This window comes from Nocardia cerradoensis NBRC 101014, from assembly GCF_000308535.1.
Lineage (GTDB): Bacteria > Actinomycetota > Actinomycetes > Mycobacteriales > Mycobacteriaceae > Nocardia > Nocardia cerradoensis.
In genome coordinates, this window is the sequence record NZ_BAFW01000246.1 from 1 (window position 1) to 19,856 (window position 19,856).

The following is a 19,856-nucleotide window of genomic DNA, read 5'->3' on the forward strand; positions in this document are numbered from 1 at the left end:
GGGTCTGAAAGGCCCGGGTGCACAGGGGCCGAAGGGTCCGGGCGTGCAAGGGCCGGGCGGGCACGGACCGCAGGGGCAGGGTTCGCCGGGGCCGCAGGGCCCCGGTGGGCATGGCCCCGGGGCACCCGGGCCGCGTCCGGGTGGGCCGGGGATGTCCGGGGCAGCCGCAGCACTCGGCGCGCAGGGGCTGAAAGGTTCTGCGGCGCAAGGTGATCAAGCCTCGCGACCCGGCGGCGCGCCGTCCCCTGCCGATACCAAGATGACTGCGCCGGCACTCTCCGCACAGCCGAACGGCCCGGGCGCACCGGGTGGACCGGGTGGGCCGAACCAGCCGGGCGGACCACAGCCGGTCCCCCCGCGCCCGATGGCACAACCGCAGCGGGTACCGGCGGCGGAACCGGATGCGGCGCCGGGCCGGGCCGCGCGCAGTAAGCGCTGGCTGCTGCTCGCCGGCGGCGCGGTCGTGGTGGTGATCGTCGCGATCGTGGCGGTGGTCGCACTGGCCACCGGTGGTTCCGACAATTCGCCGGAGGCACAGGTCAAGGGCGCGGTCAACAGCTACACCAACGCGCTGGCCTCCGGAAACCTGAGCCAGCTGCAGTCCGCGACGTGCGGCAAACTGCACGACTTCTACCAGAACATCGCCCCGGATCAGTACGCCGGCGTGCACAAGCTGGCGGTGGATCAGAAGAAGATCCCGAAGGTCGCGGGCGTGGACGGCGTCCAGATCACCGGGGACAAGGCCGTCGCTCAGGTCGACATCTACACCGATGCCGATCCGAGCCGCTCGACCGCCCGTACCTTCGATCTGCAGCAGACCGATGGCGGCTGGAAGGTGTGCGATCCCGCCGGCGCCGCGCAGTAGCCGCGCCGGAGTCGATGACGTGCGTCACCTCGGCGTCACATCGCGCCGGTTCCCGGCGATGCACATCACAGACACCTGGTCAGCGGTCCGGTACGCCGATAGCATGGCCCGGATTGTCACGCCGCCGACCCTTCGCTGATCCGTTCCGGGGTGGTCGACCGGTGCTGTCGTTTACGCAGTAAGAATCGAGCAGGGAGCAAGGGACATGCCGGAGCTGGCACCCGACGCGCCGGCATCCACGGCACTGGCCGGTCGGCACTACCGGATTCGGGACCGCTACGAGGTGGGCAGGGAGAAGGTCCGCGAATTCGCGCGGGCCGTGCAGAACCATCACCCCGCCCACCACTTCGAGGCCGACGCCGCCAAGCTCGGCTGGGATGCGGTCGTGGCGCCGCCGACCTTCGCCTCGGTGCTCGGCATGGCGACCACGCAGGCCCTGCTCGACAGCGTGCTCAGCGAATACGACCTGTCGCAGATCCTGCAGACCGATCAGGTGTTCCACATCCACCGCCCGATCCTGGCCGGCGACGTCCTGCGCAGCGAGGCGGAGATCGAATCGGTCCGGCATCTGCGCGGAAACGACTTCATCACCGTGAAGGCCACGGTTCTCGATGCCGAGGACACCGTCGTCCAGGTGGGTATCACCACCATCGTGGCGCGCCTGGGCGCCGAGGTCGACGCCGATATCGTGCGACTGGTCGACGGTGTGGTCATGCATCGCCGGGAGGTCGGCGCCACCACTCCCGAGGTGCTGATCCCGATCGGCACCGAGGAGGCCACCCCCGAACCCTCGCGCGCCGACTCGCGCAGAGACGTCACCGTCGACACCCAGCCGAATTTCGACGATCTCGCGGTCGGCGACCGCTTACCCACGGCGACGATGCGCCTCACGCGCGGCGATCTGGTCAACTACGCCGGTGTGGCGGGTGACCCCAACCCGATCCACTTCAGCGATCGCGCCGCGGAACTGGCCGGCCTGCCCACCGTGGTCGCGCACGGCATGCTCACCATGGGTCTGGGCGCGCACTATCTGACCTCGTGGCTCGGGGATCCGGGAGCGATCGAAAGCTACAGCGTGCGCTTCTCCGGATACGTTCCGGTGCAACGTTTTTCGCCGGCGGAGATCGAATTCTCCGCCAGGATCAAGTCCCTGGACCCGGAGCGCCGGGTCGCGACGATCCTGCTGAGCGCCACCTCCGCGGGCAAGAAGCTGTTCGGCCGCGCGCTGGCCGAGGTCCAGTTGTCCTGAGCCGTGATCGGCGCGCGTCAGTCCAGCCGGGCGTGCATCAGGTAGACGTTGTAGTCGCTCCAGGTGCTGATGGTGAAGTAGAGATCCGACGACGTCGACCACGGATGGATGAATCCGCCGTAGAGTTCGGGATATTCGGCCGAGACGGGCACCAGTGGCGAACTCGGCGACCACACCCCCTGCGGTGCATTCGATTCCCGCACGACGACCGCGGCCTTCGCGGTGTCGAGATAGCTCATCTGCCAGACACCACGAGCGCTGTCGTAGCGCACCGACAGTTCGCCGACCGGCCCGTCGACGATCGGTGTGGCGGACGCGGCGCCACCGACCGGGGTCCAGTTTCCGTCGCGCCAGTACTGATAGGCGGAGGTGTCGAGCACCTCGTCCTTGGGCACCCGGGCGAGGCCGACCGCGCCGAGCCGCGTATTCGGGGTGCCGAACAGGTAGACGTAGTCGCCCTGCGGAACCATCGCCGACACCTGGAAATTCGCGAGCCCGAAGATGTTGTCCCAGTGCGCGTGCGGATCCTTGGTCCAGGTCTGCCCGTGGTCGTCGGAGTACGCGATGCCGCCGTAGTTGGTGTAGAAGGTGCCGGGCAGGCTGTTCCAGGTCCGAATCGACATATAGCTCATGAACTGCCGGGTGCCGTCGGCCGAACCACGGTGCGGCAGTGCGAAACCCGAGGTCGGGATCGTGGTGATCTCGATATTGTCCTTCTTGCGACTGGCCAGCACCTCGGCGGCGTGACAGCGGTCGTCGGCGACCATGCGGTCGATGATCATGCCCTTGTCCAGGTCGCGATTCGTGCTGAACGCGAGCAGATTGCTGCGCCAATCCTCACCCATTCCGCCCGGCGGATGGAAGTCGTGACCGACGGTGTCGCCGAAGGCCGTCGCGATCTCACCCGGCCCGCTCTCCCACATGATGCCCAGGTCGGTGCCGGCGACCTGCCAGCGCTTGTCGGTGCGGTTCACCGAATTCGCGCCGGTTTCCTTGGCCACCTCGCGGACCCGGCTCACCTTCGGCGCCGGCCGGGCGGCCACCACCGGCCCCGGTTCGGTCGGCGGTGTGGCTCGCGGCGGCGCGGGCGGCGCGGGTTCGGGCGAGGGCCCGGGCGGCAGCGCGAAGTAGAACGGCTTCGGCTTCAGTAGCACCTCCGGCAGGCCGAGCCGGTTCAGCAGGCCGGGCGGGGACGGCGGACCGTCGGTGAGGTCCGGGCACGGGCTGACGCACGGATCGGCCGGGAGGTCCACGTTCGTGCGCTTCGGAACCGCGGGCGGCGGTGCTTGATCGACGGTCACCACCGGATACGGAATCGGCACCTCGAGCTTCTTCGGCACCACCGGCTCGTGCACGGGGGCGGGGTCGGTGGCACACGGCCCGGCGCCGGGAACCGTTGCCGCCGAACCCGTCCCGGGTTCGGCTCCGGCAGATCCGGGCAGCCCGACCAGCAGTCCGGCGCCCAGCAGCATCACTGCGACCGAAGCCGGTACGCGCACACGCATCCGCAACCCCTCGCCGACCGAACGATTTCCCCTACCCGCGACCTCGTCGCGCGGACAGCACCCGCGCCGACCCTACCCGGGCGATGCCGCGCCACGGCGGTTATCGCGTATCCGGGGTGTCCGGCGCGGCCTATTCGGTCTCGGCCTCGAAACTCAGCACCGTCGAACCGATCCGGATGAGTTCCCCGCCGAACAGCATGGTGCCGCTGTCGACGACCTCGTCGTCGACGTAGATGCCGTTGGCCGAGGCCAGATCCTTGATCAGCATCCCGGCCCGGCTGGGCAGCACGTGCGCGTGATAGCGGCTGACCTTCGGATCGTCGAGGATCAGATCGTTGTCGGTCATGCGGCCGATCTTCAAGCCGCCCTTGGCGATCGGCACCACCCGGCCGTCCGCCAGCCGCAGGCGTCCGGCGCGGGCGCTGCGCGGGGTTTCGGTGACGGTTTCGGTCATCGCCTTGGCCATCCGCTCGACCTGGGCGATGGCCATCGTGTTGAGCGGTTCCTGACGCAGCACGCGCTTCTCCAGTTCGGCCAGCGCCGGCCCCGGATCGATGCCGAGTTCGTCGGCGAGGACCGCACGCACCCGGCGGCAGGCCTCCAGCGCGTCGGCCTGGCGTCCGGACAGGTACAGCGCGGTGATGAGCTGAACCCACAGCGGTTCCCGCATCGGGTGCTCGTTCGTCATCGCCACCAGTTCGCCGACCACCGACGAGGCTCGGCCACAAGCGATTTCGGCATCGATGCGGGCGGAGGCGACGAGCAGGCGTTCCTCGTCCATCGCGGTGGCGAAGGTGTCGGCGAAGCGGGTGCCGGACAGATCGTCGAGGGCTTTGCCGCTCCACTGCTCCAGTGCCGCACCGTACAACCGCGACGCGCGCTCGTGGTCGCCCGCCGCGGCGGCCTCGATCGCGGCCTTGTGGGTGGCCTCGAAGCGGCCCAGATCGCATTCGTCGTCGGAGATCTCGAGCCGATAGCCGGAGGATTCGGTGCGCAGCACCGCGGCCGAGTCGACTCCCGAATTGCGCAGCGCCTTACGGATATTGGAGACGAAAACCTGCAGGCTCGCCTGATAGGAGTCCGGCGGTTCCTCGTTCCAGACGATATCGGCCAACGCCTGCGAGGAGACCGCACGCCGCCGGTTGACGGCCAGGGCGGCCAGCAGCGTCCGCGGTTTGGGGCCGCCCACCGCGACGGCGGCGCCACCGACCGACAGTTGTACGGGACCGAGTACGCGGACATCGAGACCGGTGGGCGGAACAGGTTGGGGGCCGGTCGGATCGCTCACCGGTCTCGTTCCTCGCCTCGACCCGATACCCGGCACAGTGCCCATCTGCTCACGGAGATGATCATCCCGTGCCGCTCCGCATGGGACAACCCGTCCCCACGGCGGCCGCGAATGCCGAGGGTGCGCCGCCCACCGGGCGACGCACCCTCGTTCCGCTTCCGGAACTACTACTTCGCGCTGACCGACTTACCGGCCGAACGCAGGTCGTTGCAGGCCTCGATGACCCGCTCGGCCATCGAGGTCTCGGCCTTCTTCAGGTAGCTGCGCGGGTCGTAGGTCTTCTTGTTGCCGACCTCACCGTCGATCTTCAGCACACCGTCGTAATTGGTGAACATGTGCGCCGCGATCGGACGGGTGAACGCGTACTGGGTGTCGGTGTCGACGTTCATCTTCACCACGCCGTACTTCAGCGAGTCGTCGATCTCCGACTTCAGCGAACCCGAGCCGCCGTGGAAGACGAAGTCGAACGGCTTGGCGCCGTCGCCCAGGCCGAGCTTGGCCGCGGCAACGCGCTGCCCCTCGGCCAGCACCTCGGGCTTGAGCACCACGTTGCCCGGCTTGTAGACGCCGTGCACATTGCCGAAGGTGGCGGCCAGCAGGTACTTGCCGTTCTCACCGGCGCCCAGGGCGTCGATGGTCTTGGCGAAGTCCTCCGACGAGGTGTAGAGCTTCTCGTTGATCTCGGCCTCGACACCGTCCTCTTCGCCGCCGACGACGCCGATCTCAACCTCGAGAATGATGTTCGCCGCGGCCGCCTGCTTCAGCAGTTCCTTGGCGATCTCGAGGTTCTCGTCGATCGGGATGGCCGAGCCGTCCCACATGTGGGACTGGAACAGCGGGTGCTGCCCGGCCTTGACCCGCTCCTGCGAGATGGCCAGCAGCGGCCGCACGAACCCGTCCAGCTTGTCCTTCGGGCAGTGGTCGGTGTGCAGTGCGATCGTCACGTCGTACCTGGCTGCCACCACATGAGCGAACTCCGCCAGCGCGACCGCACCGGTGACCATGTCCTTCACACCCTGGCCGGAACCGAATTCGGCCCCGCCGGTGGAGAACTGGATGATGCCGTCACTGCCGGCCTCGGCGAACCCGCGGATGGCCGCGTTGATGGTCTCCGACGAGGTGCAGTTGATCGCGGGGAAGGCGAAGGAGTTCTCTTTGGCCCGACCGAGCATCTCGGCGTAGACCTCCGGAGTCGCGATGGGCACTGAGTGACCTCCGTATGTGTGCTGCGAACAACAATTCTGTCAGCCCATACCCTAAGTTCATGGCCCGTTGTCGCGAAAGGCGGGATGGGGTCGGGCGCGCTTGCGGCGGACTTGCCGGGCCGGGCGCGCACCCGCGTCGACCCCCGGGAGCGGTCCGAAACTCGGTTGACCGAAATTCGCCACCGCCTGAGAGGTTCCCGTGAGGTTCGGTGAGATCGCGCGGTGACCGGTACTGTGGGGCCCGTGACCACGCTGGCCATCACGAATACCCTCGCCGACGGATTCTCCGTCCACAAGCTGCTCGACCCCATGTATCTGCTGACCGATACCTGGATGTCGAATGCGGTGCTGCCGGCCATTCTGGTCATCGTCTTCATCGAGACAGGGCTGCTCTTCCCGATCCTGCCGGGCGATTCGCTGCTGTTCACCGGCGGTCTGCTCGCGGCGGTCGAACATCCGCCGGTATCGATCTGGGTGCTCGTCCCGGCCGTGGCGGTGACCGCGATCGCCGGCGACCAGTGCGCCTATTGGATCGGCCGTGCCATCGGGCCCGCGCTGTTCCACAAGGAGGACGGGCGCTTCTTCAAACAGCGCTACATCACCGAGACACACGCGTTCTTCGAGAAGTACGGCCCGAAGACCATCATCCTGGCCCGGTTCGTGCCGATCGTGCGGACCTTCATGCCGGTGCTCGCGGGCGTGTCGAAAATGGATTACCGCAAATTCCTCACCTTCGACATCATCGGTGGCATTCTGTGGGCCGGCGGCATCACGGTCCTCGGGTACTTCCTGGGGAACGTCGGGTTCATTCGCGATCACGTCGAGGCCATCTTCCTGCTGATCGTGTTCGTCTCGATCCTGCCCGCCATCATCTCCGTGGCGAAGAAGCTGCGTAACCACGAGCCGGTGCTCGAGATCGAGGAGCCCACGATGTCCGTACCGACGAACGAACCCACGCACTGACACCATTGCCTGCTACGCCGTTACCCCTTGCACTGGGCGGATTCGATCCGCTGCAGTCCGCCGGGCCGACACTCGTCTGGACCGTCGTCCTGGTCTTCGTCTTCCTCGAGTGCGCGGTGATCATCGGCCTGTTCCTGCCCGGCGATTCGATGCTGCTGACCGCCGGCATCATCTTCGCCTCCCACGAGACGGGGCATACGCAGGTGTGGGCGTTGGTGGTGGCGACCATGCTGGCGGCCATCGCCGGTAATCAGGTGGGGTATGTCATCGGCACCCGCACCGGCCATCGCCTGATAGCCCGCAAGAACGGCAAATACGTCAACGCCGAGAATCTGGCCCGGGTCTCGGATCTGCTGCATCGGCACGGGTTCGCGGCAGTGCTCATCGCCCGCTGGATTCCGTGGGTACGCACGCTGTGCCCGCTGGTCGCGGGGGCGGCCGGAATGGACCATCGCCGCTACACCGTCGCCAGTTCGATCGGCGCGGTGATCTGGGCGCCGATTCTGCTGCTGCTCGGCTACTACACCGGCGGCTACCTGAACAAGGTGTCCTGGCTGATGCCGGCCGTGAGCGGCTCGCTGGTCGTGGTGCTGATCATCGGCACGGTCATCGGGCTGCGGCAGTACCGGGCGGAGATGTCGCGGCCGGCCGAGGACTTCGATGTCGATCTCGAGGGCCACGACGGCCAGACCTTCGACGCCAAGACCTTCGACGCCGAGGGCTTCGACCGGCAGGCTTTCGATTCGGATGCCCTGGACACGCTGCCGCTCGAGATCCGGGCCGCCGACTATCCGGACACCGTGCCGCTGCGCACCGTCCGCCCCGAGCGCACGGCCGCCGCAGGGCCCGCGCGCATCGTGTGGACCGATCCCCGGCACTGACCGGCCGAGGGGCGGCGTCAGAGTCCGGCGGCCGTCACCACCTGCGCGGCCTCCATCAACATCCAGCCCGACAGCTGCACCGACAGATCGCGTTCCGGTGTCCGCGACGAGGTGACCGAACCTCCCGAGGTCGGCCGTCCGGCGCCGGCGGTGCCGCCCGGCAGCCGTGCCGGTTCGTTCCAGTCGTGGCCGAACAGCGGATCGCCCTCGACCTCGAGCCGGCGGTCCCAGGCCGCGCGGGCCGACGCCTTCACGATCGCGGCCGCCGAGCGGCGGGCCGATCGTTGCGGCATCTCGTCGCCGGGCAGCATGATCGCCACCAGCGCGAGATACCGGGCCAGAATCCCGTTGAACAGACCGCCGTCGCCCCCGCCCCCGCCGGTGACGACATTCCGTTCCGTCATGTGGTCCTCGATCGCGCGGAGCAGTAGCTGCACTCGGGCGAGGTGACGAGCGTCTCCGGTCCGGACGGCCAGTTCGGTTTCCAGTCCGAGGACCACGCCCTGGCAGTAGCTGAACGTCGGCCGTTCGATCCGGCCCGAGGGCAGGTGGATTCCGTCGAGGATCAATCCCGTTTCCGGATCGCGCAGCGTGGCATCGATCCAGTCGGCGATCTGCGCGGCGCGCTCGTGATGCCCCAGGCGGGCGAGGGCGATGGCGGCCGGGCCGTTGGCGGGCGCGTTGAAATAGTCGGCGCCCTTGCGCCACGGCACCGCACCGATCTCCGGTTGCCACCCCGCCATGAGCTGCTGCTCCAGCGCGATCAGCCCGCCGCGCACCTCGGTGCGGCCCTGCGTGCGTTCGGCGCGCTCCAAAGCAATGGCGAGCCAAGCCATATCGTCGTAGTAGTTGTTGGTCCAGCCGGTGATGTTGCGCAGCCGGAGCGCATGCGCGACAGCGGCGATGCGCGCGGTGCGGACCGGCGTGGGCTCTCGGTTGGCGGCATCGACGGCACAGTCGATCAGATGGGCCTGCCACCAGTAGTTCCAGTTCAGAAACAGCCGCTCCCCCCGGGTGGCGGGCCAGCCGACCACGCCCAGCTCGGCCCCCGGCAGCAGCCACAGCCGCCGCAGATGCCGGGACACGATCGCCGATTCGGCCGCATCGGCTCGCTGCGCCCAGATCTCGGCGCCCGGCTCGGCAGCGGAATCGACTCGTGCGCGCCCCCGCCGCAGATGCGGACGCGGTTGCACGTCGTCGCTCCGCGAGTTCATGGGTACATCGTGCCAGTCCGAGCCCCGATTTCGCGCCCGATTTGTTACGCGATCGACTCGTGTCCGCGACGTGCCGAGCCGAACCGGCAGCCGCGGCGCGTCAGCCCGGTTCCGCGGCATCGGCCGCGCGATCCAAACGTGCTGCGAGAGCGCGGGATCGGTCGCGGAACGCGGGCGGCTCCTCGATCACGAAATCGGCGTCGAGGAAGGCGAGATTGAGCACCAGCCATTCGAACGAATCCACCCATGTGGTGATCCGGCAGCGCCGCGGTCCGCGCGACTCGATATCGCAGTCCTGGAATTTCAGGATGTCGGCGACCGATGCGGCGGGAGCGGCGACGGTGACGACCGCGCGATGCCGGCCTGCGGTGAGCTCGCGCCGCAGATAGCCGGCGGCCGTCTCGGCCGGTAGGGGTCGCGGCTCGAAAAATGTTCCGGTAGCGGCGATATCGGCCATGCGATCCAGGCGGAAGGTGCGCCAATCCCCGCGGTCGCGGTCCCAGGCCAGCAGATACCAGCGCAGATGCTGATACACCTGCCGATACGGCTCGACCCGGCGCCGGGCGATGACGCCGGTGCGGGTGCGGTAGTCGAAGACGAGATGTTCGTGGTCGGCCGCGGCCCTGGCCACGAGCGCCAGCACCGCCGCGTCCACCGCGGGCGCCGCCACCGCCGCTGTCTCCACCGTCGCCCGCACCGCGTTCGCCCGGCCCCGCAACCGCTTCGGCAGCAACTGGTCGATCTTGCCGAAGGCCCGGAGAGCGGCGGCGCCGATATCCGACTGGCGCTGGGGTTCCGACTGGCGCTGGGGTTCTGACTGACCCTCCGACGTAGCCGCGAGCATGCCCAGGGCGACGACCGTGGCGACGGCCTCGTCGTCGTCGAAGACCAGCGGCGGGAGGATACGGCCGGCGGTGAGCTGGTAGAAGCCGCCCGGGCCGGGCTGGGTGATGACCGGATAGCCGTATTCGCGCAGCCGCTCGACATCGCGGCGGACCGTGCGCGGACTGGTCTCCAGGCGGGCGGCCAGTTCGGCGCCGGTGTAGCGGCGGCCGGTCTGCAGATAGGCGAGCAGATCGAGCAGGCGGCGAGTGGCGCTCATGACTCCATCCTCCGCGAATTGCGGTCACAAGTTGTCCACATCTGTCCCTAGCGTCGAGATATGACTTCGATCCGCATTCGCGCAGCGCGCACCAACAACCTGAAAAGTGTGGATATCGACCTACCGCGGGGTCGGCTGGTGGTGTTCGCCGGGGTCTCCGGTTCGGGCAAATCGTCGCTGGTGTTCGACACCGTCGCGGCCGAGGCGGGATATCAGGTGAACGAGACCTATCCGCCGTTCGTGCGCAATCGGCTGCCGCGGTGGACGCGACCCGAGGTGGACCTGATCGACGGACTCTCGCCGGTGGTGGTGATCGATCAGAAGCGGCTCGGCGGCAACGCCCGTTCGACCGTCGGCACCATCACCGACGCGTACACCTATCTGCGCCTGTTGTTTTCGCGTATCGGGCAGCCGTACGTCGGGGAATCCAATCACTTCTCGTTCAACGATCCGGCCGGAATGTGCCCGGCCTGTTCCGGTCTCGGCGAAACCCTCGTTCCCGATATGGAGCAGGTGCTCGACCCGGATCTCTCGCTGGAGCAGGGCGCGATCCGGCTGCCCGGCTTCGCGGCCGGCCAGTACTGGTACCGCCGCTACGCCGAACTCGGGGCCTTCGATCCGACGGTGCCGCTGCGCGACTGGACGCCCGCCGAACGCGACGCGCTGCTGCACGGCGGGCCGGCCGCCGCTGCCCTCCGACCACGGCCGCCGAAGGACTACGAAGGGGTGATCGAATTGTTCGAGCGGGTGTATCTGCACACCTCCGACAACCTCTCCGAGCGCAAACAGGCTGTGCTGCACCGGTTCACCCGTTCCGGCCCTTGTCCGGAATGCGACGGGCAACGGTTGAATCCGGCGGCCCGCTCGGCGCGGATACTCGACCGCACCATCGTCGAGATGAGCCGGATGGAGATCGGTGAACTCGCGGACCTGATCACCGAGGTGCACGCCCCCGAGACGATGTCGGTGGTGTCCGCGCTGCACGAGCGGCTGAGTGCCCTCGCGCACATCGGCCTCGGCTATCTGTCCCTGTCGCGTCCGACGACGACGCTGTCCGGCGGAGAATCACAGCGCATCAAGACCGTGCGCCATCTCGGCAGCAGCCTCACCGAAATGCTGTACGTCTTCGACGAACCCACCGTCGGATTGCATCCGCACGATGTGCGGCCGATGACCGAACTGCTGAAATCGCTGCGGGACAAGGGCAACAGCGTCCTGGTGGTCGAACACGATCCGGATGTGATGCGGGTGGCCGACCATATCGTCGAGGTCGGCCCGGGAGCCGGAGCGGACGGCGGGCGGATCGTGTTCACCGGCGACTTCGAGCGGTTGACGAGCGCGGACACACCGACCGGGCAGGCGTTGCGAATCCGGCGCACCGGCCGCACACCACGGGTGCCGACCGGAAAACTGCGCATCGACAACGCGACTCGCAACAATCTGCGCGACCTTTCGGTCGACATCGCGACCGGTGTGCTGACCGTCCTCACCGGCGTCGCGGGTTCGGGTAAGTCGAGTCTGGCCGCGGAACTGGTGCAGCGGCATCCGGCGACCGTGGTCGACCAGCGTCCGGTCGGCACCAATCGCAGGTCCACGCCGCTCACCTACGCCGGCATCGCCGGCGCGGTGCGCACGCTGTTCGCGAAGCGCAACGGGGTGAGCGCCGCGCTGTTCAGCGCGAACTCCGAGGGCGGCTGCCCGGTGTGCGAGGGCGCCGGCGTGATCTACACCGATCTGGCGTTCATGGACGGTCAGGAAACGGTGTGCTCGGCGTGCGGCGGTCGCCGGTTCACCGATCGGGTGCTCGGTTACACCGTCGACGGCCTGACCATCGCCGATATCGACGATCTGACCGTCGCGGAGGCCATCCGGCGACTGCCCGCGGTGGCGCGCGGCCTGCGGCATCTCGACGAGGTCGGACTCGGTTATCTGCGGCTCGGGCAGTCGCTGACCACGCTGTCCGGCGGGGAATGCCAGCGGCTGAAGATCGCCAAGGAACTCGCGCGCGGTGACCGGCACACCCTCTACGTCCTCGACGAGCCGACGACCGGGCTGCATCTGCGCGATATCGATACGCTGATCCAGCTGTTCGACCATCTGATCGACCGGGGCAACACCGTGGTCGTCATCGAGCACAACCTCGACGTCGTCCGCGCGGCCGATCGGGTGATCGACCTGGGACCGGGGCCCGGCCGGCACGGCGGCCGGATCGTCTTCCAGGGAACCCCGGACGATCTGCTGCGCTGCCGCGAATCCGCGACGGCCGCGGCACTGCGTGAATCGCGATGATCACCAGGAGCGTTCGAGGTCCGCGTGCTGGGTTATCCACGCGTGCATGGCGATTCCGGCGGCGACGCCCGCGTTGATGCTGCGGGTCGAGCCGAACTGCGCGATCGACACCGTCATGGCCGCGGCCCGTTTGGCGGCCTCGGTGACGCCCGGCCCCTCCTGACCGAACAGGAGCAGGCAATCACGCGGCAGCGCGGCGGTTTCCAGCGGCACCGATCCGGGCACGTTGTCGACGGCCACCACGGTCAGATGCTCGCGCTCGGCGAACTCCAGCAGTTCGGCGATATCGCTGTGATGCACGATGTGCTGGTACCGGTCGGTCACCATCGCGCCGCGGCGATTCCAGCGGCGGCGCCCGACGATGTGGACCGCCGCGGCGGCGAAGGCGTTCGCGGTGCGCACCACCGTGCCGATATTGGCGTCGTGCCCGAAATTCTCGATCGCGATGTGGAACGGATGGCGACGGGTGTCGATATCGGCGACGATCGCCTCCCGCGACCAGTACCGGTAGGCGTCGACGACGTTGCGGCGGTCGCCGTGCGCGAGCAGTTCCGGGTCGAGGCGCGGATCGCCGGGCGGCTCGGTGCCGAATTCGTCGCGCCACGGGCCGACGCCGTGCGGATGTTCACCCCACTCGGTCGGGCCCGGCACCTCGCCGTCCGATGGATCGGGCAGCGGCTGGAGCGGGTGATTCACGCCGGTCATCGTAGCCGCGCCCGGTACCGTCGGATCCGATGGTGGTGCTGTCCACACCGTCGATCCGCCGGTCTGCTCCCTCGTCCCGCGGATCGTCGCCGACCAGCATGGAAGCTATGACCGAGACACTCGCCGAACCGACGCTCGTCCTCGACCGTCCGGACTCGCGCCCGACCGCCGGGTCGGTGCTGCGGGCGATCCTGCGCGCCCCGTTCGAGGCACGGACCTGGAAAGAGCTGGCCTACCTGATCGTCGCCGCGATCCTGGGCTGCCTGGTGCTGGCCTATCTGTTCGCCGGCTACGGCGTGGGACTCTACAGTTCGATCCTGATCATCGGCGCTCCGCTGCTGGCCGGGGTGCTGCTGGGTGGCCGGATCTGGGGACGGATCTACCGCGCGGTGGGTGCGGCGCTGCTGACCGCCGATCTGCCGGCGCCGCCGGACTTCACCGCCCGGCCCGGACTGGTGGGCTGGTTCCGCAGCGTCTTCAGCGATCGCACCGCGTGGCGGGCGCTGGTCTTCCTGGTAGCCGAGGCGATTCTCGGCGTGTTCGTCGGATATGTGGTGCTGACCGTGATCGCGGTGACGGTCTTCACCGCGATCTCCCCGATCCCGTGGGCGGTCTTTCACCCCGTGAATGTGGATCCGCAAGGGCGCGAACATCATTCGCTCGCGCAGTTCGGCGACTACTACATCGACACCTGGCCGCGGGTGCTCGGACTGGCCGCACTGGGGATCATCGGCTGCTTCCTGCTGCCGTGGCTGGTGCGCGCGGTGTGCTGGGCGCATCGTGGACTGATGCTGACACTGCTCACACCGACCGCCCGGGATCGGCGAATGGCCGAACTGCAGGAGAGCAGGCGCGTCGCGGTCGAGGATTCCGCGGCGACGCTGCGCCGGCTGGAACGCGATCTGCACGACGGCACCCAGGCACGGCTGGTGAGTATCGCGATGACGCTGGGTCGTGCCGAGGAACGGCTCGCCGCGGGCGCCGATCCGGCCGCGCTCATCGCCGATGCCCGCGCGAGCTCGAAGGACGCCATCGCCGAGCTGCGGGAACTGGTGCGCGGCATCCATCCCCCGGCGCTCGAACTGGGGCTGGAACCGGCGCTGGAGACGCTGACCGCGCGGTGCGCGATACCGGTCGAGCTGCGTGTCCACCTGCCGCAGCGACCCAGTCCGGCGATCGAGGCGATCGCATACTTCTCCGTCGCGGAACTGCTCACCAATGTGGTGAAACATTCCGGGGCGAGCGCGGCGTGGGTGTCCGTCGCGCCGTCTGGTGCGGCCACGATGATGGTGAGTGTGCGCGACAACGGTCACGGTGGGGTGCGGCAGCCCGGCCCGGTCGCCCGGGAATCCGGGTCCGATGCCGACGCGCCGACCGAGCGGCTGGTCGGCGGCGGCCTGTCCGGTCTCGCCGCGCGGGCGCGGGCCGTCGACGGCGATCTGAGCGTCGACAGCCCGGTCGGCGGGCCCACGAACATCACGATCACCCTGCCGATCGCGGGGCCGCAATGAGTACGGCCGAGGCCGCGACCGGGCGTCACGCCGAGCCGCTGCGCATCGTGATCGCCGAGGACAGCGCGATCCTGCGGGACGGTCTGGCCGGGCTGCTCACCGACCGCGGGCACGAGATCGTGGCCATGGTCGGCGATGCGATCCGGCTGAGCGAGATCGTGGCCGAGACCCGCCCCGACGTCGCCGTGGTCGATGTGCGGATGCCGCCCTCGTTCACCGACGAAGGTCTGCTCGCCGCCATCGAACTGCGCAGCAAATTCCCCGGCACCGGCGTCCTCGTCTTCTCGCAATGGGTCGAAACCCGCTACGCCACCGAACTTCTCGCCGGCGGCGCGGGCGGTGTCGGCTACCTGCTCAAGGATCGGGTGGCCGACGTCCGCGAATTCGTCGACGCCCTGCAGCGCGTCGCCACCGGCGGCACCGCCCTCGACCCCGAGGTGGTGAGCCAGCTGTTCGGCGCTGCCCGGCAACAGGATTCGCTCGCCCGCCTCACCCCGCGCGAACGCGAAGTCCTGGAGCTGATGGCCCAGGGCCTCACCAACGCCTCGATCGCCACCACCCTCACCGTGACCGAACGCGCGGTGGAAAAACACATCGGCAACATCTTCCTGAAGTTGGATCTGCCCCCGTCGGACACCCACCACCGCCGGGTGATGGCCGTGCTGCGCCTGCGCGGATAGCGCGTCGACAGCGGGTCGCCGCTGGACTGCCCGGGGTTTGTCGGTCACCCGGTCGAGATCTTGTCGCCAGGTTGCCGGCGCACCGATCGCGTCACCAAACTCGCCGAATACGCCGAGGTCGGAATCACGCACTACCGGCTCGTCGATCTCGACGCACCGCCTACGCTCACCGCCTACCGATTGGTCGGCGACCATTACGAGCTGGTCGCGGACAATCGCTCGGAGGTCCGGCTCGATCTCTCCGGGTCTCCGGTGGCCATTGATTTGCACGCGCTGAACGGATCCCGAGCCGAATAGACAAGATCGGCGAGGGGCCGGGCGGCTGCCGTGTGCGGGGAGCGCGCCGGGCTCGGGACCGTCTCGGACGGTTGGCCGAAACGTGTCTGTCCGTTATGTGCTATCCGGGCCGGATGGGAGGGGTGGGGCTTATTCTTGAGGTATCCGCGGGGTGGTGGAGGCGGTTATGGACCACGTACGCATTCTTCGGACCGTGCTCGGGGTGACGGTCGGGTATGTGATTGTGCTCGGGCTGTGGCTGGGGTGGGTACATCAGCACACGCCGCCGGGGACCGAGCCGTATCAGATCATGGCGTTGGTGGGGGCGTTCGGATCGTGTGTGGGGATCGGGATGCTGCTGGCGCAGCGGCCGACGCGGTCGGATCGGCGGTTGTTGCGGCACGGGTTGGAGGGGTGGGCGACCATCGAGCGGGTGCATCCGCTGCAGTGCACCGATCACCACACGGAACTGACCGAACTCGATCTGGAGCTGACGGTTCCGGGGTCGGAAACCTATCGGGGCACGGTCGTTTTCGATGTGGCGCCGATCGACCGGCCGAGAATGCATGTGGGCGAGACGATTTCGATCCGGGTGGACCCGGCCGACCGCGATCGGATCATGCTCTGCCTGTGAACCGCGCGGCCTGCAACAACGGTGTGGCTCAGTCGAAGTCGGCCGGCGCGGTCAGCAGATACTGGGCGCCGGCATAGGTCGCGAGGATGACGGCTTCGCTCGCACGGCGGGAGCGGGACGTGCGCGCGAACAGCCGACGCAGCACGATCAGGCCGTCGGAGAGCGTGAACAGCAGGGCGCCCAGGGCCAGGCGGCTGCGTGGGTCGCGTCCCGGAACCACGGTTCCGGCAACGACTTTCGCGCCGGGAGCCAGTGCCGGGTCGGAGGCGAGGGTCGCCGCCGTACCCAGCGTCGCACCGTAGGCGGTCAGCGGCGCGGCGATGCGAGGCGCGCGCGCCCGCAACAGCGTGGCGGCGCCGAGCCACGCGAACACCCGCGGCGCCGCGACCATCGGATGCGGCCGCGCACCGCGTCGCCACCACAGCGCCGAATATCCGCACTGCATGACCGCGAAGGCGGACGCGCCCGCGACCAGTCGGCGGTCGTCGTCGGGATCGATCAGAAGGATGTCGCCGACGGTGGCCGCCGCCAGAGACCCGAGCAGGAGAGCCCGGTCGGATTGCGACTGTCCCCGGTCATCCGTCCCGCGAGCAGGCTCGGCGCCGCCACGGCCGGCCGACTGGGAGCCGCGCTCGCCTCCTCCTCCGTCCGCCTCACCAGCGGAGACCTCACCAACGCTCGACGCGCGCCCCGCGTGCACCGCATCAGCCGCCAGCAGGGGCATGAGCAGCGGCTTCGTCGCCCACTGCCACCGGTCCCGCCCGGTGGCCGCGCCGAGGACGGTGATCACCGCGGCACCCACGTACGCAGCACGGAACGGTCGCGCCATTCGGAATCTCCTCATCAATCCACGACGACGGTGGACCGGTGCGACGATCGCGACCGGCCTGCTCAGAAACTGGGTTCGATCGGCTTGGGCGGGAGGGTGACCACCTGGCCGGCGTAGCTGAGCCCGGCGCCGAAGCCGAGCAGCAGCGCCAGCTGTCCGCCCTTGGCCTTTCCGGTCACCAGCATCTCCTCCATGGCGAGGGGAATGGACGCGGCGGAGGTGTTGCCGGTGTTCTCGATGTCGTTGGCCATCGGGATATCGTCGGCGAGGCCGAGGTTCTTCTTCATCAGCTCGTTGATGCGGGCATTGGCCTGGTGCGGTACGAAGACCTCGATATCCTCCTTGGCCACACCCGACACCTCCAGCGCGGTCGACAGGGCGCGGGGCAGAGTGACCGCGGCCCAACGGAACACCCGCGGACCCTCCATCCGCAGCGCCATCCGGCCCACCGGCTCCACCTCGGGATCGGTGCCCTGCAGCCGCTCGGCCCTGTCCATGTAGTCGAAGAAGTTGACGTCCTGGGAGATCGCCTCGGCGCTCTCCCCGTCGCTACCCCACACCGTCGGGGAGATGCCGTTGACGTCGCTGGGGCCGACCACGACGGCGCCGGCACCGTCGCCGAAGATCATGGCGGTGCCGCGGTCGGTCGGGTCGAGGCCGACCGTCATCGTTTCCGCGCCGATGACCAGCACGTATTCGGCGGAACCGGCCCGGATCAGGTCGGCCGCCACACCGAGGGCGTAGCCGAAGCCGCCGCAACCGGAGGTGAGGTCGAAGGCCGGGATGCCGTTCATCCCCAGATCGAAGGCCACCGAGGGTGCGCCGTGCGGGGTGAGCTTGAGCCAGCTGGAAGTGGCGAGGATCAACGCGCTGATCTTGGTGCGGTCGATACCGCTGTTGGTGATCGCCCGCTCACCGGCGGCCGCCGACATGGAGCGCAGGGTCTCGTCACCGCTGATCCAGCGACGATTGCGGATGCCGGTCCGCTCGAAGATCCACTCCGGAGTGGAATCGAGAACCTCGCAGACGTCGGCGTTGCTGACGATACGTTCCGGCCGGTATGCCCCGATGCCGAGCATCGCAACGTTCTTGCGACCCTCGTTCACTGCAATGCTCACCACAGGAGACTCACTCGACCCTTCACACTGTTGTACATAAGACCAGCGTCCAGGCTAACCCAGGCCCGAATGTCACCCCAGAGCCAGATCCTTCAGGCCCAGAATGGAGCGGTACTCCAGTCCCTCCGCGGCAATCACCTGGTCGGCGCCGGTCTCGCGATCGACGACGGTGGCGACGCCGACCACGGTCGCACCGGCCTCGCGCAGCGCCCGGACCGCGGTCAACGGCGAATTGCCGGTGGTCGTGGTGTCTTCGACGACCAGCACCCGCTTACCGGAGATCTCCGGCCCCTCGATCTGGCGCTGCATGCCGTGCGTCTTGGCCGCCTTGCGCACCACGAACGCGTTCAGCGGGCGACCGGGGGCGTGCAGCATCGCCAGCGCCACCGGATCCGCGCCCATGGTGAGCCCGCCGACGGCCTCGAATTCCCAGTCCGACACCAACTCTCGCAGCAGGGTGCCGATCAGCGGCGCCGCCTGATGATGCAGGGTCGCCCGGCGCAGATCGACGTAGTAGTCGGCCTCCTTACCGGAGGACAGGGTCACCCGGCCGTACACGACGGCGAGCTCCCGGACCAGCTCGGCCAATCTGTCGCGGTCGGTGGTGGATTCGATCATGTGGGTTTATGTCCTTCCCCGTGCGTTGAACATGCCTCGGTTGAGCCGGGTCACCAGATTCCGCGGGATCAGCCCGGCGACAGTGGTGAGCGCCTTGTACTGCACCCCGGGCACGCTGATCACCCGGTCCTTCTCCAGATCCTGCAGCGAACCGGACACCACCTGTTCGACGTCGAGCCACAGGGGTTTCGGTAGCGACGACATCTCGATTCCGGCGCGCTCGTGAAATTCCGTGTGCACGAATCCCGGGCACAGCGCCTGCACCCGGACCCCGGTCCCGGCCAGTCCACCGGCCAGACCCTCGGTCAAGGATATGACGTAGGCCTTGGAGGCCGAATAGGTCGAGCCGCGGCCCGGTACCAGCCCGGCCACACTGGCGACGTTGACCACCGAACCCTTGGCGGCGGCGATCATCGGCGGCAGTGCGGCACGCGTCAATTGCAGCACCGCGGTGACATTGACATCCAGTTGGGCCTGCAATTCGCGCGGTTCCACGGTCCAGAACTCGCCCGAGATACCGAAGCCGGCGTTGTTGACCAGGAAGTCCACGCCCGCACCGAGCCGGTCGGCGACGGTATCGCGGTCGTGCGACCGGGCAAGATCCGCGGCCAGGATCTCGCTGCGGGTATCGAAGCGGTGCCGCAATTCCGTGGCGAGGGCGCTCAGGCGTTGCTCGTCGCGCGCCACCAGCACCAGGTCGTAGCCGAGGGAGGCCAGCCGGGTGGCGTAGCCCTGGCCGATACCGGAGGTCGGTCCGGTCACCAGGGCGACCGGACGGGTGGCTCCGGGGAGGCGGGAGGCCCCCGAGTCTGCGGGGCTATCGGTCATGGGTCGTCAACCACCTAGTGTCGGGCGGATAATCCCGGCGCCCGGACACCGGTTCGCGAACCGGACCGGTCACCGCGGTGGGGGGCCCTGATAGGG

The 19,856-nt window shown here is 68.5% G+C and carries 18 protein-coding genes and 1 pseudogene; 9 read left to right on the forward strand and 10 right to left on the reverse strand.

From position 1 onward, the window contains the following. Positions 1 to 364 precede the first annotated feature (364 nt). Both ON23_RS26080 and ON23_RS26085 read left to right on the forward strand, forming a co-directional pair. On the forward strand, positions 365 to 865 hold the full coding sequence (locus tag ON23_RS26080) for an Rv0361 family membrane protein (protein ID WP_051043373.1): 501 nt from the start codon (positions 365 to 367) through the stop codon (positions 863 to 865). Positions 866 to 1,070: 205 nt separating this feature from the next. Continuing rightward, positions 1,071 to 2,114 carry a fused (3R)-hydroxyacyl-ACP dehydratase subunits HadA/HadB gene (locus tag ON23_RS26085; RefSeq protein WP_039781428.1) on the forward strand — a complete coding sequence of 348 codons (1,044 nt, stop codon included), beginning with the start codon at positions 1,071 to 1,073 and terminating at the stop codon, positions 2,112 to 2,114. 17 nt (positions 2,115 to 2,131) lie between these two features. Here ON23_RS26085 and ON23_RS26090 read toward each other — a convergent pair whose 3' ends face one another. The 3 genes from ON23_RS26090 to fbaA all read right to left on the reverse strand — a co-directional run bounded on the left by ON23_RS26090 (position 2,132) and on the right by fbaA (position 6,112). After that, positions 2,132 to 3,619 carry a glycoside hydrolase family 183 protein gene (locus ON23_RS26090; RefSeq protein ID WP_039781429.1) on the reverse strand — a complete coding sequence of 496 codons (1,488 nt, stop codon included), beginning with the start codon at positions 3,617 to 3,619 and terminating at the stop codon, positions 2,132 to 2,134. Positions 3,620 to 3,749: 130 nt separating this feature from the next. Further along, positions 3,750 to 4,907 (reverse strand): BTAD domain-containing putative transcriptional regulator, encoded by a 1,158-nt coding sequence (locus ON23_RS26095; RefSeq protein ID WP_039781430.1) that lies wholly within the window; start codon positions 4,905 to 4,907, stop codon positions 3,750 to 3,752. A 167-nt stretch (positions 4,908 to 5,074) separates the two neighbouring features. Next, the gene (gene fbaA, locus ON23_RS26100; protein ID WP_039781431.1) at positions 5,075 to 6,112 is read right to left on the reverse strand and encodes a class II fructose-bisphosphate aldolase; all 1,038 of its coding nucleotides are present in this window, start codon (positions 6,110 to 6,112) and stop codon (positions 5,075 to 5,077) included. A 309-nt stretch (positions 6,113 to 6,421) separates the two neighbouring features. On the opposite strand from fbaA, the gene ON23_RS26105 reads away from it, so the two are divergent. Further along, positions 6,422 to 7,075: a DedA family protein gene (locus tag ON23_RS26105; RefSeq protein ID WP_051025246.1), complete on the forward strand. Its 654-nt coding sequence runs from the start codon at positions 6,422 to 6,424 to the stop codon at positions 7,073 to 7,075. Continuing rightward, a pseudogene (locus ON23_RS26110) lies at positions 7,072 to 7,743 on the forward strand (DedA family protein); the annotation flags it as partial. The gene ON23_RS26105 and the pseudogene ON23_RS26110, both read left to right, overlap by 4 nt. Before the next feature lie 230 nt (positions 7,744 to 7,973). On the opposite strand, the gene ON23_RS26115 reads toward ON23_RS26110, so the two are convergent. Together ON23_RS26115 and ON23_RS26120 are read right to left on the reverse strand one after the other, a co-directional pair. After that, complete coding sequence (locus tag ON23_RS26115) at positions 7,974 to 9,170, reverse strand: glycoside hydrolase family 76 protein (RefSeq protein WP_083904240.1); 1,197 nt, start codon at positions 9,168 to 9,170, stop codon at positions 7,974 to 7,976. Between the two features lie 100 nt (positions 9,171 to 9,270). Beyond that, positions 9,271 to 10,272 (reverse strand): helix-turn-helix transcriptional regulator, encoded by a 1,002-nt coding sequence (locus ON23_RS26120; RefSeq protein ID WP_039781432.1) that lies wholly within the window; start codon positions 10,270 to 10,272, stop codon positions 9,271 to 9,273. A gap of 60 nt (positions 10,273 to 10,332) precedes the next feature. Here ON23_RS26120 and ON23_RS26125 point away from each other — a divergent pair, with 60 nt between their 5' ends. Then, positions 10,333 to 12,561, forward strand: a complete 2,229-nt coding sequence (locus ON23_RS26125; protein ID WP_039781433.1) for an ATP-binding cassette domain-containing protein — start codon at positions 10,333 to 10,335, stop codon at positions 12,559 to 12,561. Here the strand turns inward: ON23_RS26125 and ON23_RS26130 are convergent, their stop codons facing one another. Then, entirely contained in the window at positions 12,562 to 13,266 is a 705-nt protein-coding gene (locus ON23_RS26130) for a TrmH family RNA methyltransferase (RefSeq protein ID WP_051043377.1), read from the reverse strand. Between the two features lie 107 nt (positions 13,267 to 13,373). Here ON23_RS26130 and ON23_RS26135 point away from each other — a divergent pair, with 107 nt between their 5' ends. From ON23_RS26135 to ON23_RS26150, 4 genes are all read left to right on the forward strand, one after another. After that, complete coding sequence (locus ON23_RS26135) at positions 13,374 to 14,777, forward strand: sensor histidine kinase (protein WP_244970062.1); 1,404 nt, start codon at positions 13,374 to 13,376, stop codon at positions 14,775 to 14,777. Next, the gene (locus tag ON23_RS26140) at positions 14,774 to 15,457 is read left to right on the forward strand and encodes a response regulator transcription factor (RefSeq protein WP_174376526.1); all 684 of its coding nucleotides are present in this window, start codon (positions 14,774 to 14,776) and stop codon (positions 15,455 to 15,457) included. The genes ON23_RS26135 and ON23_RS26140 overlap by 4 nt, the downstream gene beginning before the upstream one ends. Positions 15,458 to 15,517: 60 nt before the next feature. After that, positions 15,518 to 15,754: a PDDEXK family nuclease gene (locus ON23_RS26145; protein ID WP_051043380.1), complete on the forward strand. Its 237-nt coding sequence runs from the start codon at positions 15,518 to 15,520 to the stop codon at positions 15,752 to 15,754. 166 nt (positions 15,755 to 15,920) lie between these two features. After that, positions 15,921 to 16,367, forward strand: a complete 447-nt coding sequence (locus tag ON23_RS26150; protein ID WP_039781434.1) for a hypothetical protein — start codon at positions 15,921 to 15,923, stop codon at positions 16,365 to 16,367. 28 nt (positions 16,368 to 16,395) lie between these two features. Here ON23_RS26150 and ON23_RS26155 read toward each other — a convergent pair whose 3' ends face one another. From ON23_RS26155 to ON23_RS26170, 4 genes are all read right to left on the reverse strand, one after another. Next, positions 16,396 to 17,196 (reverse strand): lysoplasmalogenase, encoded by an 801-nt coding sequence (locus ON23_RS26155; protein WP_083904242.1) that lies wholly within the window; start codon positions 17,194 to 17,196, stop codon positions 16,396 to 16,398. A 62-nt stretch (positions 17,197 to 17,258) separates the two neighbouring features. Then, entirely contained in the window at positions 17,259 to 18,317 is a 1,059-nt protein-coding gene (locus ON23_RS26160) for a beta-ketoacyl-ACP synthase III (RefSeq protein ID WP_039781437.1), read from the reverse strand. Between the two features lie 69 nt (positions 18,318 to 18,386). Further along, on the reverse strand, positions 18,387 to 18,932 hold the full coding sequence (pyrE, locus tag ON23_RS26165) for an orotate phosphoribosyltransferase (RefSeq protein WP_039781438.1): 546 nt from the start codon (positions 18,930 to 18,932) through the stop codon (positions 18,387 to 18,389). Positions 18,933 to 18,938: 6 nt separating this feature from the next. Then, the gene (locus tag ON23_RS26170) at positions 18,939 to 19,760 is read right to left on the reverse strand and encodes an SDR family NAD(P)-dependent oxidoreductase (protein WP_039781439.1); all 822 of its coding nucleotides are present in this window, start codon (positions 19,758 to 19,760) and stop codon (positions 18,939 to 18,941) included. Between the last annotated feature and the right edge of the window lie 96 nt (positions 19,761 to 19,856).

Bases quoted from the DNA above. Each gene is read 5' to 3' on its own strand.
- ON23_RS26080 (WP_051043373.1), top strand. From the start codon at position 365: ATGGCACAACCGCAGCGGGTACCGGCGGCGGAACCGGATGCGGCGCCG.
- ON23_RS26155 (WP_083904242.1), bottom strand. From the start codon at position 17,196: ATGGCGCGACCGTTCCGTGCTGCGTACGTGGGTGCCGCGGTGATCACC.
- ON23_RS26130 (WP_051043377.1), bottom strand. From the start codon at position 13,266: ATGACCGGCGTGAATCACCCGCTCCAGCCGCTGCCCGATCCATCGGAC.
- ON23_RS26140 (WP_174376526.1), top strand. From the start codon at position 14,774: ATGAGTACGGCCGAGGCCGCGACCGGGCGTCACGCCGAGCCGCTGCGC.
- ON23_RS26135 (WP_244970062.1), top strand. From the start codon at position 13,374: ATGACCGAGACACTCGCCGAACCGACGCTCGTCCTCGACCGTCCGGAC.
- ON23_RS26090 (WP_039781429.1), bottom strand. From the start codon at position 3,619: ATGCGTGTGCGCGTACCGGCTTCGGTCGCAGTGATGCTGCTGGGCGCC.
- ON23_RS26150 (WP_039781434.1), top strand. From the start codon at position 15,921: ATGGACCACGTACGCATTCTTCGGACCGTGCTCGGGGTGACGGTCGGG.
- ON23_RS26120 (WP_039781432.1), bottom strand. From the start codon at position 10,272: ATGAGCGCCACTCGCCGCCTGCTCGATCTGCTCGCCTATCTGCAGACC.
- ON23_RS26085 (WP_039781428.1), top strand. From the start codon at position 1,071: ATGCCGGAGCTGGCACCCGACGCGCCGGCATCCACGGCACTGGCCGGT.
- ON23_RS26105 (WP_051025246.1), top strand. From the start codon at position 6,422: ATGTATCTGCTGACCGATACCTGGATGTCGAATGCGGTGCTGCCGGCC.
- ON23_RS26170 (WP_039781439.1), bottom strand. From the start codon at position 19,760: ATGACCGATAGCCCCGCAGACTCGGGGGCCTCCCGCCTCCCCGGAGCC.
- ON23_RS26125 (WP_039781433.1), top strand. From the start codon at position 10,333: ATGACTTCGATCCGCATTCGCGCAGCGCGCACCAACAACCTGAAAAGT.
- pyrE (WP_039781438.1), bottom strand. From the start codon at position 18,932: ATGATCGAATCCACCACCGACCGCGACAGATTGGCCGAGCTGGTCCGG.
- ON23_RS26115 (WP_083904240.1), bottom strand. From the start codon at position 9,170: ATGAACTCGCGGAGCGACGACGTGCAACCGCGTCCGCATCTGCGGCGG.